Source organism: Oceanobacillus kimchii X50 (genome assembly GCF_000340475.1).
GTDB classification, from domain to species: Bacteria; Bacillota; Bacilli; order Bacillales; family Amphibacillaceae; genus Oceanobacillus; species Oceanobacillus kimchii.
On sequence record NZ_CM001792.1, the window covers coordinates 354,271 to 366,714 of the forward strand.

The 12,444-nt window shown below is 34.6% G+C and carries 13 protein-coding genes; 5 read left to right on the forward strand and 8 right to left on the reverse strand.

The genetic code is table 11. The annotated features are described in order from the left end of the window. Window positions 1-225 precede the first annotated feature (225 nt). Both C794_RS19615 and C794_RS02050 read right to left on the reverse strand, forming a co-directional pair. A complete protein-coding gene (locus C794_RS19615) occupies window positions 226-1,461 on the reverse strand; it encodes an MFS transporter (protein WP_017795480.1) in 1,236 nt (411 codons plus the stop codon). After that, window positions 1,451-2,488, reverse strand: a complete 1,038-nt coding sequence (locus tag C794_RS02050; protein ID WP_017795481.1) for an ArsR/SmtB family transcription factor — start codon at window positions 2,486-2,488, stop codon at window positions 1,451-1,453. Before C794_RS02050 ends, C794_RS19615 begins: the two co-directional genes overlap by 11 nt. 603 nt (window positions 2,489-3,091) lie before the next feature. Between C794_RS02050 and C794_RS02060 the strand changes: the two genes are divergently transcribed. The 4 genes from C794_RS02060 to C794_RS02075 all read left to right on the forward strand — a co-directional run bounded on the left by C794_RS02060 (window position 3,092) and on the right by C794_RS02075 (window position 5,517). Next, entirely contained in the window at window positions 3,092-3,790 is a 699-nt protein-coding gene (locus tag C794_RS02060; RefSeq protein WP_017795483.1) for an SAM-dependent methyltransferase, read from the forward strand. 191 nt (window positions 3,791-3,981) lie between these two features. Continuing rightward, window positions 3,982-4,458 carry a DUF2975 domain-containing protein gene (locus C794_RS02065; RefSeq protein WP_017795484.1) on the forward strand — a complete coding sequence of 159 codons (477 nt, stop codon included), beginning with the start codon at window positions 3,982-3,984 and terminating at the stop codon, window positions 4,456-4,458. A 10-nt stretch (window positions 4,459-4,468) separates the two neighbouring features. Next, window positions 4,469-4,684 (forward strand): helix-turn-helix domain-containing protein, encoded by a 216-nt coding sequence (locus C794_RS02070; protein ID WP_017795485.1) that lies wholly within the window; start codon window positions 4,469-4,471, stop codon window positions 4,682-4,684. Between the two features lie 29 nt (window positions 4,685-4,713). After that, entirely contained in the window at window positions 4,714-5,517 is an 804-nt protein-coding gene (locus C794_RS02075; protein WP_026133692.1) for a DUF817 domain-containing protein, read from the forward strand. A 78-nt stretch (window positions 5,518-5,595) separates the two neighbouring features. Here the strand turns inward: C794_RS02075 and C794_RS02080 are convergent, their stop codons facing one another. Both C794_RS02080 and C794_RS02085 read right to left on the reverse strand, forming a co-directional pair. Continuing rightward, window positions 5,596-6,378, reverse strand: coding sequence for a 2-keto-4-pentenoate hydratase (locus C794_RS02080; protein ID WP_017795487.1), 783 nt, complete (start codon window positions 6,376-6,378; stop codon window positions 5,596-5,598). A 24-nt stretch (window positions 6,379-6,402) separates the two neighbouring features. After that, window positions 6,403-7,566, reverse strand: a complete 1,164-nt coding sequence (locus tag C794_RS02085) for a pyridoxal phosphate-dependent aminotransferase (protein ID WP_017795488.1) — start codon at window positions 7,564-7,566, stop codon at window positions 6,403-6,405. A 234-nt stretch (window positions 7,567-7,800) separates the two neighbouring features. On the opposite strand from C794_RS02085, the gene brnQ reads away from it, so the two are divergent. Next, a complete protein-coding gene (gene brnQ, locus C794_RS02090) occupies window positions 7,801-9,147 on the forward strand; it encodes a branched-chain amino acid transport system II carrier protein (protein ID WP_017795489.1) in 1,347 nt (448 codons plus the stop codon). A gap of 53 nt (window positions 9,148-9,200) precedes the next feature. Here the strand turns inward: brnQ and C794_RS02095 are convergent, their stop codons facing one another. The 4 genes from C794_RS02095 to C794_RS02110 all read right to left on the reverse strand — a co-directional run bounded on the left by C794_RS02095 (window position 9,201) and on the right by C794_RS02110 (window position 12,300). After that, complete coding sequence (locus C794_RS02095; RefSeq protein WP_017795490.1) at window positions 9,201-9,764, reverse strand: 5' nucleotidase, NT5C type; 564 nt, start codon at window positions 9,762-9,764, stop codon at window positions 9,201-9,203. An 11-nt stretch (window positions 9,765-9,775) separates the two neighbouring features. Next, window positions 9,776-10,879, reverse strand: coding sequence for a bifunctional diaminohydroxyphosphoribosylaminopyrimidine deaminase/5-amino-6-(5-phosphoribosylamino)uracil reductase RibD (gene ribD / locus C794_RS02100; RefSeq protein WP_017795491.1), 1,104 nt, complete (start codon window positions 10,877-10,879; stop codon window positions 9,776-9,778). Then, entirely contained in the window at window positions 10,872-11,627 is a 756-nt protein-coding gene (locus tag C794_RS02105; RefSeq protein ID WP_017795492.1) for a GTP cyclohydrolase II, read from the reverse strand. Before C794_RS02105 ends, ribD begins: the two co-directional genes overlap by 8 nt. Window positions 11,628-11,709: 82 nt before the next feature. After that, a complete protein-coding gene (locus tag C794_RS02110) occupies window positions 11,710-12,300 on the reverse strand; it encodes a TetR/AcrR family transcriptional regulator (protein WP_017795493.1) in 591 nt (196 codons plus the stop codon). Window positions 12,301-12,444 lie beyond the last annotated feature (144 nt).

The window sequence follows — 12,444 nt, forward strand, 5'->3', positions numbered from 1 at the left end:
GGATAGTAGTAGATAAAAATAAACCTCCTAAGCATAGAAAAGTTTAGGAGGTTTATTTTTAACAGAAATATCCTTTTTTCCATGAATGTAATTAATTTGTTTCGAATACAGACAGATAGTTTGTACGATGATGAAAGAATTGCTGGTGATCTACTGCTCTAATTCTAACCTGACTTCATTGAGTATGGCATGGGTAATTAAATTATAGAATACAACTATTTTCAATTATCCTTTTTTATCGTGCAAGTTTCGTAGAGTCCAATACCTGATTGGATTTAAACGGAAATAGAGTAAACCGAGTGTTGCAGATATACAAGTGATCAAACCCATTATGATAAATGCTAAACGTATAGTAAAAAGTTCACTTATGAATCCACCAATTAGTATTCCTATAGGTAACATAATTCGAATAATTAGCATTCGTATCGATAGTAATTGAGTGCGCTGATTATCGTCAATCTTTTGCTGGAACATGGTAAGATGCCAAATTGTAAATATACTCATTGCAATTCCTGCTAAGATTTCAGAGCTAATGGCAACCCAAACATGGGATGTGACCCCATTAATAATATAAGTACAACCACCAATAATTAAACATAATAACATCCAACGTGGCTTATTGTTTACGTTTATATATTTAATACATAATGAACCAATCACATACCCAAGTGGAAATCCAGCCATGAAGAATCCGTACATAGACATACTACTCCCATGGACAACGGTGATATAAGGCAAGTTCAAAACGATGGATGCGCCTACTCCTAATTGCACAATTGCAAGAAATCCAGCTAGTATAAATAATAGTTTTTGTTGAAAAAAGCTATTCCATCCATTCTTTAGTTCGTCTTTCCAAGCTTGCTTTTGTATCTGTAGTTGTCTTTTCTCGGTAACGCTAAATAAAATAGCTCCGGAGATAGCAAATAAACCAATAATGACGATTAGAGTTGTTTCTATACTTAGAATATCCATGATAAACCCTGCGATAAGCGGCGCAACAAGCATCATAGTTCTTGTTAAACTATCGAGATAGGCGTTACCTTCAATTAATTGATTACTACTCACTACTTGCGGTAATAGTGACTGAGAAGCGGGTACATATAATGGTGTTAGTAATCCAACAAAAAATTGAATAATATAAATACTCCATACTGAGGGAGAATCGAGAAGTAGCAAAACCAATGGTATGATGAATAAGAAAGCTCTGCACCACAGTACAGAGATCATTATTGTTTTCTTTCTCCAATGGTCTAGGTAGGGACCGATAAAAAATTGTATTAGTATGGATGGTACGTAATATAGTAACCACATACTGCCTAATGCCAATTCTGAACCTGTTAGCATATATACATATACTGAATTACAAAAAGTACCGAGGGCACCACCTAATTCAGATATACCGCTACCAAACCATAAAGAGCGAAAAGAAGAGTTTTGCCATATCGTTTGATTATTCTTCATGTAGATAGTCCTCTAATTTCCTCCAATTTTTATGCAATGTATCCTGATTGAGGTGATATTTGGATTGGTTTGTTTCAAGTATGCGTGCGGATCGCATAAGCTTTAAATGATGGTGAATGGTTGTTTTCCCTATATTTGTTTTTGAAGCAAGCTCAGATAAACTATAATCTCTTTTGGATAAGAGTTTTATCAGTCGTAATCTTGTATCGTCACCTAATATTTTAAACACTTGTAGCATTTGATAATCTGGAACTAACGTATCTTCAGGATGAATACTTTCATTTGTCACCGGATAATAAAGCACTTGATATGAAGGTAATTCCAAATAGATAACCCAAGGTCGATAAGTAATTTGTGGAATCAGTATAATATTAGTCTCTGCATCTTCTAAACGGAATTTTTGATCGTCTAGTACCCACTGGATAAATGATAGCGAATCCTTTTGTTTCTGAGCATGTTTTTTTGATTTAATATCTCGTGCCAAGACGGCTTCTATACTGTCTTGAACGGGATAAACAACTTCTTTTAACCATAACTGTAGTACATTGATGAGGTGATGTTTTAATTGACTGATCTCACAATTTACAATAAACGTAATATAACCTGGTAAGATATTCGATGTAGCTTTTTCAAATAAGTTAACACTTTCCTTCTCTCCCCGAGCAGCCATTTTTCGGTTTTCCTCATAATTTTTTCCAATGAAAGGGATGACAGAGTACCTTAATTCCACATCTGATGTTTCTAATATTCTATCTTTAAATTCATCGATATGTTGAATATTCCAGGTATGAATTAATAATAAAAGAGACTTCCATGTGTTATGTGTTTCAAGATAGTTTAATTCATGAAGAAGTGCAGATGATAAATCTTTTCGAAGCTTCTTAAACTCAGTTTCTTTTTCTAAAGTAGATAATATAGGTTTGTTCGTAATTGCGGCTATGCCTAAGACGGCTTCATGAATAATGGAATAGTCCATAGTTACATGAATGTGATTTTCCTTTGTTGAGCTCCAATTTAATATATCCATAACCTCACCTTTTTTCTTTTTTTATAAGTATACTTCTATAACACTATTTATTCAATATTTTTTGAACTTATAATTCGAAAAAAATTGAATTTAAAAGTTGATTAATGAGATTTGAACTCTGACGTTTAGATAGGAGGGAATTTATCCGATGATAAATTACTTTAGTCTCAGTCTTATTGAATGTATAATGATAGTACAAATTGATTTTTCTGAAAAAAGGTGATTGATAGAATGATAATAAAAATATTAATTTTGATACTGTCGTATGTTTTCATCGGTATCATTGTTGGTTTATTTTACGTGGCAGTGCTTCTTTCCATATTCTACCTTATGAAAAAAATATTCCATATGAACGAATCAAAATGGACATCTCTTTTCAAGATACATAATGGGTTAGGAGTGTATTATACTTTAATCATTCCATGGATAATAACGATACTGATAATGTTTCCAATCATTGTATCGTGGTTTGAATTAATTGGGCTTGAATATAACATTCTTGCTTCTGTGTCTATCGTACTATTGTTGCTCATAACAACTGCATGGAAATTTTATAAGGGTAGAGAAGTTCTTGCCAGAATTAGTAGATAGGGGATTTGTTTTGTGGAATGGGTGAGAGGATTTTATGAAAAGCAGTATAGTTTGTGGGAAGTGAGTGATACAGAAGAGCTTGAATCTCAACAGAAATTACTGAATAAATTGAAAAAATACACACCATCTTCGTGTAAAAAAATCTTGGAATTGGGTGGCGGACGAGGTTATTTTGCAGTCGCTGCAGCAAAGTTAGGATATGAAGTTACTGTTATAGAGTTAGCGGAAAATGCTGTACATTATATATACCAACTTGCTAAGCAAGAAGGTGTACTATCTAAAATCACCATCATACATGAGAATTTTTATAAAACGGAACTAACCGAGCATTTTGATGTGGTATGTTATTGGGATGGATTCGGAATAGGAGACGATCAAGAGCAACAGGTTTTACTAAAACGAATACATCGCTGGCTGAGACCAGGTGGAAAAGTGTTGATTGATATATATACGCCATGGTATTGGGCAAAAATTTCGGGAAGGGCAATGCAGATAGAGAAAGGGTTATTTAGGAAATATGACTTTGATGCAATAAATTGTAGAATGATAGATTCTTGGTGGAAGGAAGGTAGAGAAACCGAGAAAGTCACGCAATCTTTAAGGTGTTATTCTCCGGCTGACTTAGAGCTGCTAATCAGTGATATTCCATTGACGCTAACACAGTGTGAACCAGGCGGGGAAATGAATTATGATAGATATATATATATATAGAATCGGTTTCGTTAGCTAGAGCGATGAGTTATCTGGCTATTTTTAGTTATGAATAATATTTTACTAAATAATAGTGGAGTAGAGTATTCCTGTAATTACAAGGAATGCTTTTTATTTTCGATAAATATTTATTGAAATTCGATAAATATATGTTAATATATAATAAATAAATGGTTGATGAGGTGGTTTTGATGAAGCGAGAAACACAAGTGTTGAAAGTTGCCGTATTTCTTATTGGTCTTCCGGTTTTAGCTTTATGTATATTTTTAATACCTGAAGTTATTTCGATAACTGAACGTAATGGAGAATTTTTTTATCTACTTCCTTTGTTTATAATTTATTTGTATTTCACAGCTATTCCATTTTATTACGCATTGTTACATGCCTATAAGTTATTACAGTATATAGATCAAAACAAAGCATTCTCTGAACGGTCGATAAAATCTCTGAAAATTATCCGATATTGTGCAACGATTATCAGTGTGATGTATGTAATTAGCTTGCCCATTTTCTATATAATAGCTGAAATGGATGATGCTCCAGGGTTGTTGGTAATTGGTTTAGTAATTACTTTTTCTTCATTGATAATCGCAGTTTTTGCTGCTGTATTACAAAAGTTATTTAAAAATGCGAACGATATAAAATCCGAGAATGATCTAACAGTCTGAGGTGAATAACATGGCAATTATCATAAATATTGATGTAATGCTCGCAAAACGGAAAATGAGTGTTACAGAATTATCAGAACAGGTAGGAATTACGATGGCTAACCTTTCTATATTAAAAAATGGTAAGGCAAAAGCTATTCGTTTTTCGACGTTGGAAGGAATTTGCAAAGCTTTAGATTGTCAGCCTGGAGATATATTAGAATACAAGTCTGATTCAGGAGATTAATGTTTGTTATTTGTGAGAGGGGTGGAAAGGTGAGGGCATTAAAACAATTCATTCGCTTTGGTTGGGAGCAAGCTTTATCTTGTTTATTTCCAGTGGTTATCTTTGCTTCACTTGCAATTACGCAAATCATCCCACTACCTTTTTTGCCACGATATGATTGGTTATTAATAATTTGTATACTCATGCAGTGGTTCATGTTGAGATCAGGTTTGGAAACAAAAGATGAATTAAAAGTAATTACATTGTTTCATATAATTGGCCTTTGTCTAGAACTGTTTAAAGTACATATGGGTTCTTGGGCTTATCCTGAGGAAGGGTATACGAAAGTCTTCGGGGTACCTTTGTATAGTGGTTTTATGTATGCCAGTGTGGCAAGTTATCTATGTCAGGCATGGCGTAGGCTTGATATTCAGTTAATGCAATGGCCTTCATCCTATATAGTAGCGCCTTTAGCATTAGCTATTTACTTGAACTTTTTCACACATCATTTTTGGGTAGATATTCGATGGGGTTTATCTATTCTAGTTGTGATTATTTTTTGGAAATCGTATGTTGTTTATAAAATAGATAAGTCTAGATATCGTATGCCGATTGTATTTTCTTTTATCCTGATTGGATTTTTCATATGGATTGCAGAAAATATAGCAACCTACTTTGGTGCATGGGAGTATCCAAATCAAGCGAATACGTGGAGTTTGGTTCACTTAGGAAAGATAAGTTCCTGGTTGCTACTAGTGATTGTTAGTTTTCTAATTGTTGCAACATTAAAACGTGTGAAAGAAAAAGATCCGAGTACATTGGAGGCTAACGTAAATCGTTATTATGGATCTTAGTTTCAGCCTAAACCTATTGTAATTATAAAAACACCCCTAAAAGTAGATTTTCTCTACTCTTTGGGGTGTTACATTTATTTAGTTCACAATCGTTATTTCTGCTTTTCCAACTCCAGGATATACTGCTTCGTAATGACCAATTTTTAATGGGATTGGAGAAATAAAAGTGCCTGAAGAAATGATCATTCCTTTTTTTAGGGTTGTTCCGTGTAGTGCTAATTTTTGACTTAACCAACGTACAGCATGAATTGGATTGTCTAATACAGCAGAAGAGAATGCTTCTTTAATCTTCTCTCCGTTATGATATAGTTTTAATGGAATGTTTCCTAATTGTTCTAACGCTAATATAGGTACTGGTTCAGCAATTATTACTCTACCAGTTGCTGTGTTATCGCTTAATAAGTCGATAAGAGAAAAGTTTGGGAACCAATCAATATAGCGTGCATCAGGAATCTCGATTCCAGCAGCCATACTTGTTTTTTGAAGAATCTCGGCTTCTTCTGCGTCTAGTGTTAAATCTTCGTTTACAATAAAGATTAATTCAGGTTCAATTAATGGCTGAAAAAGTTCCGACTTTGATAATTGTCTTCCTGATGATATTACATGATTCGATAACAATGTGCCGTATGCAGGTTCATGTGTACTTGCTATTGCTTGGGTCTCTTTACTTGTCATACTAACTTTATATCCTGAGATATGTACGTTATTTTCTTCAAGCTGATGTTTAATATATAACTCCTGAACTTGATAAGCTTCTTCTTCTGTTAGATCGAACTCATCTCGAATAAAAGGAATAGGCTGTTTGGAATGATGCGCTTTTTTAAGTTGATGAACAATTTCAAGTATGCTCTCTTTACTCATGTATATCTTTCCTTTCGAGTTGATTTAAAATAGGTTTAATCTTTCTATACGTTTCATTGCTTCCACAATACGTTCTTCATCGACAAGTAAACCTATGCGTATGTAGCCTTCACCGAAAGTTCCAAATCCATTTCCAGCTGCAACAGCTACATCGACCTGATTCAATAAATAATCAGCAAAAGTCTCACTGGTGAATCCTTTTGGTACAGGTAACCAAGCGAAGAAGGAGCCTTTTGGTGCTTTTATATCCCAGCCAATACGTTTACATTCAGTAATTAACGTATCTCTTCGTTTTTGATATAGGGTAACTAAATCTTGTACACTGCTTTGATCACTTAATAATGCTTCTGAAGCGGCTCTTTGTATTGCAGGAAAGATACTGACGAATAAATGATCTTGTAAAATATTAATGGCTTCAATCATTTCTTTATTACCAGCTGCAAAGCCGATGCGCCAACCTGCCATATTATACGTTTTAGATAGCGTATATAGCTCAATTCCTACTTCTTTTGCCCCTTCTGTTTGTAGAAAACTAATCGGTTTTTCTTCGTTGAAACCGATTGCTCCATAAGCAAAATCATGAACAATTCCAATATCATAATTCTTTCCAAGTGCCACAGTTTCTTTAAAGAAATCACTATGTGCAGTAGCTCCAGTCGGATTGTTTGGGTAATTTAAATATAATAGCTTCGTGCGTTCTTTTTGGCTTAGGGTAAGTTGTTCATAATTTGGTAAAAAATTATTTTCTTCTAAAAGAGGCATAGTATCATATTGAATATCAGCTAATGGTATGCTCGACAAATAATCGGGGTATCCTGGATTAGGGAGCATCATCCATTCATTAGGGTTCATCAGTGCTAATGGAAGTTCTACAAGTCCAATTTTACTTCCAAATAATATAGCAATTTCTGTGTCAGGATCCAAATCTACTTGGTATTCTCGTTTGTAAAACGTAGCAGCTGCTTTCCGAAAATCTTCGGTTCCGCGAAAAGGGGAATACTTATGAGTTATAGGATCTTCTGCGGCTGATTGTAAAGCTTTTATAATATGAGATGGAGTAGGTTGGTCTGGATTACCTTGACCTAAATTAATAACATCTCTTCCTTCAGAAATGGCTTGATTTACTTTTTGTACGAGAGATGCAAAGAATTGTGGAGGTAATTGTTTTAATCTTTTGGATTGTTTCATGTTGTATCCTCCTTTGTTTTGGAATGTTCAAATTACTATAAATATTAACTTCATTCCTTATATCTGTCTACCTTAAAACAAAGAAAATTTTACCATGAAATAAATTGTAGAAACTTGTCAAAATATGTTGCATTTATATGAGGTAAGGTGTATGATTATTTTCGTTGTACTTCTTATACTAAAAAATCAGATAATTCCAAGAATTTTTCGGCTATGTTGGAGGGAATCACAGCTATGGATAATAAATTACAAGTAAAACAATACTTAGCGATTGCATTTATGCTTTTCGCATTGTTCTTTGGGGCAGGAAATCTTATTTTTCCAGCACAACTAGGGCAACTGGCAGGAGAAAATATTGTTCCTGCGATCATTGGATTTTTAATAACCGGTGTAGGCTTACCTTTACTTGGAATATTAGCAATGGGATATTCAGGTAAGAAAAATCTTCAAGAATTGGCGAGCAGAGTACATCCAATTTATGGGGTTGGATTTACTGCATTACTTTATCTTACAATTGGACCATTTTTTGCAGCACCGAGAACGGGAACGGTAGCATTTGAAGTAGGGATTGGACCGTTTATTAAAGAAGAATCATTTCAAACGGGTCTACTCATTTTTACAATCGTATTTTTCCTAATTACTTTATTATTTTCATTATATCCAGCGAAAATTGTTGATAATATTGGAAAAATCCTTGCACCACTGTTAATCATTTTGTTAGCAATACTATTGATTGTTTCATTTTTCAATCCAATGGGATCTATTCAAGAACCGCAAGAAGCTTATCAAGCATCTAGTTTCTTTAAAGGTTTTTTAGAGGGATATAACACAATGGATGCACTGGCAGCGCTGGTATTTGGAATCATCGTTATTCAATCCATTCGTGCTTTAGGAGTAAAATCGAAACAGGGGATATTAGTTGCTACAGCGAAAACAGGGATTACTGCTATTTTGCTATTAGGGGTAATCTATGTTGGTATTTCATATTTAGGAGCAACGAGTGTAAGTACTATAGGATATTTTGATAATGGTGGACCGGTATTAAGTGGCGCAGCGAGTCATTATTTTGGAACGTTCGGTAGTTTATTAATGGCAGTTCTGATTTCATTAGCTTGTTTGACCACTGCGATTGGTTTAGTAACGGCAAATGCAGAGTATTTTAATACATTATTTCCGAAAATAGGATACAAACCTTTTGTTTTCTTCTTCTCTATTTTAACGTTTATCGTTGCTAATTTTGGATTGACGAACATCATAACGTTCTCCATCCCTGTATTAATGTTCTTGTATCCTTTAGCAATGGTGCTTGTCTTATTAACATTTGTATCTCCATTATTCTATCACTCTCGATGGGTGTATTTACCAACTATTGGTATTACGTTTATTCTCAGTATTTTTGATGGCTTAAAAGCGTTGTGTGATTCTTTAGGAATCGAGAACTTTGCTTGGATGCAACCGATTCTTAATGTATTTGAAACGGTATTACCATTTTACAATGAAGGTTTAGGATGGATAGTACCAGCGCTAGTAGTTACCATCATCATGATGGCTGTTGTTCGCTTTCGCCAGACCAACGCTTAATAAAGTGAATATCAAAAACGCCCGAAACCTAAAATTGGTTATCGGGCGTTTTATTACATTTTATTCTGTAAAAAGTCATGCCAATCAATGATACGTGAGAATTTATTAAAATTTCGATTGTAAGATTGGTCTTTAATAAGAAGGTTCGTATTTGTTTTAGCCAGTGTATCTAAAACAGCGGGTTTGTCATCCACATAGTAGTCTAAGTCAAGCTGTTGAATTACCTTCACTTTTTCAGTATCCTTCATTCCATGAAAAAAACGACTATCTAAAACAGGGAACCCATTTTGACGTAACCAAGCTTTCGTTTGCTCACCATGTGGCTTGGGGCGAGCAGTGATATAATAAATTTCAAGGCTACGTTCTTCAAGTTGTTGAATGGCCTCCAATGCCCCAGGGTAAAGTGGGCAATCCGTAAAGTATATTTCTTCTAGTGAATCCTCCCACATCTGTTTGCCTTCCTGCTCGTTCAGGCTGAATAATTCATGAATTTCTACACGGTCAAGTTGATCAAATTTTTCTTTTTCAACTTGTTGGTTTAGCTTTCTTTGATAAATGTGAAAAGCATGTTCGCGTAATCGTATCAGTGTATCGTCAATATCAAAACCAAATTTCATCTATGAAACTCCTAATCATTTAATTCTTTAAAAACCGGATATCCGATAAATCTAAAATCAGATCCAATCTGATCTACGCTTAAGTTAATTAAATCAATAGAATCTTCCATCCATTCGATACCTGTCCCTTCAAAGAAGGTAGGTGCATCTTTTCCACCACTTAATTTTGGAGCCATGTAAAGGACTATTTTATCAACGAGTCCAGCTGCTAAGAAAGAAGCATGGATATTTCCTCCACCCTCTAATAATAAGGAGGAAATTTGTTGGTTTCCGAGATGATTAACAACATCCTGTATGTCAGTCTGTTCCTTGCCAGAAGTTATAACTACCTCGACACCAAGCGATTCTAACTTTTCCTTTTTTTTCAGATCTACTTCTTCTTTTGTAAATATCATTGTGTGAGCTTGTTGATCTTGAATAAGTTGTGAATCAAGAGGGATACGTAAATTTGAATCAAGTACAATTCTGATTGGATTCCGTCCATTTGGTATTCTGGTGGTAAGTGCTGGATTATCATGAAGTATAGTTTGAATGCCAACTAATATTGCAGCATGTTCATTTCTAAGATGGTGAACATCTTCACGTGCTTCTTCAGAAGTAATCCACTTACTATGGTTGGTCTTTGTTGCTACTTTTCCGTCTAATGTAGAAGCGGCCTTCATTGTAATAAAAGGCAATTTTTGAGTAATAAATTTATTGAACACTTCATTCATCGAAATAGATTCTTCTTCTAGTACACCGACTTCTACTTCGATTCCAGCATCTTGTAGTATTTTTACACCAGTTCCTGCTACCAAAGGATTTGGATCAAGAGTTGCGATAACAACGCGTTGTATACCTGCTTCAACTAGTGCACGGGCACAAGGGCCTGTTCGACCTTGGTGTGAACAAGGTTCTAGTGTGACATAGACCGTTGCTCCTTTGGCATTATTACCAGCCATTTGTAGCGCATGAATTTCTGCATGTGGTTCACCGGCCTTGAGGTGGGTTCCTACACCGACAATTCGATTATGATTAACAATAACCGCACCGACTAAAGGATTTGGGTCTGTTTGACCTTTCATCGCTTTTGCATTCTCTAAAGCGAGTTTCATATATTGCTTATCATTAGTCATTACTGCATTTTCCATCCTCTCGTAAGTGACCGGATTTTATCACTTTAGTGTCTAGATATTTTTGGTTATATTCTGAACGGTCGCCCCACAAAGGAGTTCGTCCAGATAGGTGTAACCCAGCATTTTCAAGAGCTTCTACTTTGAGTGGGTTGTTTGTGATCAGTGTAACTGGCTTGCTGCGAAGTGTCCGCAAAACTGCAATTGCATCTTTATAATCTCTTGCATCATTTACGTACCCAAGACTTTCATTTGCTTCCACAGTGTCATAACCATTCTCTTGTAGTACATAGGCCATCGCTTTACTAAATAAGCCTATACCGCGTCCTTCGTGATTTGCTAAATAAAATAAAGCACCAGTACCATGTTCTCTAATTTTCTTCAATGATTCCTTTAATTGAAAGCCACAGTCACAACGTTTGCTACCAAAAATGTCACCAGTATGGCAAATCGAATGCATACGAATAAGTGCATCTTCTGTCTGAGCAAAATCTCCATAGACCAAGACACTAGATTGTTGATATTCTGCCAGATTTGCAGAAGATAGCTTTTCAATCATTCTTTCATAATCCTCTGTTACTTCATCATAATTTAACCAACAATACCATTGAAAAACAGTAGTCTCTCCTTCTAAGTTTATCGGAAGTTGGATTGGCCCAACCAAATATATTGCATGATCGTTTTGTTGAATAAGTTGAATTTTATCTTTTAAAAGGGCAAAAGCCTGTGATTCTAGTTTTGTATTTAACATCTGAAAGACTCCTTTCAATTGATTCATAGTATAGTGTATTACTGTTATCAAATCAATTGTTCCAACTCCGGCTAATAAGGGCTTACACCCTATTTTTGTTTCCTGTAATTCCGTAGAAAAAGATTTGCGTTAATTCTTCCTTAAGCGGAAGTGCTTGTGAAATAACATCTTCTCTTCTTATATAATCTGTAAACATTTGCATATAAAAGAAAATCGCTTCGTTATTTAGATTCGGTTCGATTTCCTTTGCTTCTCGACCTTGGTTGAATAATTCCATAACGGAGGGGATTATCTCTTTTTGATATAACTTGGTTAAATAACTGTTATTTTTAGACAACTCATCTATTAAATAAGCATAAAATTCCGTATGAATATTACTTGCTGCTTCCATTTTATCAAACATTACCATTCTTAATTTCTCTGTAAATGATAAATTACTGTCAATCAATGTTTTATATTCATTCCAATATTCATGGATAAACTGAATGAGTACTTCGTATTGTAACTTTTCTTTACTCTCAAAGTAATTGTATATGGTCACTTGCGATACATTTGCGTGTGTTGCAATTTCATTTATAGATACATTTTTAATTCCATTTTGTTGGAATAATTCTAAACCCGCATGGATAATGGCCTGTTTCTTCATCTGTTTTCTTCGCTCAAAACCATCCACATAGACACCTCCACTATTATCTTAATAGATTTTTTGAAATATAACAATGAGATTATTTCAAAACTTTTGGAGGAGTTCTATTCTATAGAAAAGGATGTTTCTTTTTCTATAGAGTTTTTATTGCGCCTAACGTAACGTGAGGTG

Excerpts from the sequence above, each read along its gene's own strand:
- C794_RS02085 (WP_017795488.1), bottom strand. The coding sequence starts at position 7,566 with ATGAAACAATCCAAAAGATTAAAACAATTACCTCCACAATTCTTTGCA.
- C794_RS02070 (WP_017795485.1), top strand. The coding sequence starts at position 4,469 with ATGGCAATTATCATAAATATTGATGTAATGCTCGCAAAACGGAAAATG.
- C794_RS02050 (WP_017795481.1), bottom strand. The coding sequence starts at position 2,488 with ATGGATATATTAAATTGGAGCTCAACAAAGGAAAATCACATTCATGTA.
- C794_RS02080 (WP_017795487.1), bottom strand. The coding sequence starts at position 6,378 with ATGAGTAAAGAGAGCATACTTGAAATTGTTCATCAACTTAAAAAAGCG.
- C794_RS19615 (WP_017795480.1), bottom strand. The coding sequence starts at position 1,461 with ATGAAGAATAATCAAACGATATGGCAAAACTCTTCTTTTCGCTCTTTA.
- C794_RS02065 (WP_017795484.1), top strand. The coding sequence starts at position 3,982 with ATGAAGCGAGAAACACAAGTGTTGAAAGTTGCCGTATTTCTTATTGGT.
- C794_RS02095 (WP_017795490.1), bottom strand. The coding sequence starts at position 9,764 with ATGAAATTTGGTTTTGATATTGACGATACACTGATACGATTACGCGAA.
- brnQ (WP_017795489.1), top strand. The coding sequence starts at position 7,801 with ATGGATAATAAATTACAAGTAAAACAATACTTAGCGATTGCATTTATG.
- C794_RS02105 (WP_017795492.1), bottom strand. The coding sequence starts at position 11,627 with ATGTTAAATACAAAACTAGAATCACAGGCTTTTGCCCTTTTAAAAGAT.
- ribD (WP_017795491.1), bottom strand. The coding sequence starts at position 10,879 with ATGACTAATGATAAGCAATATATGAAACTCGCTTTAGAGAATGCAAAA.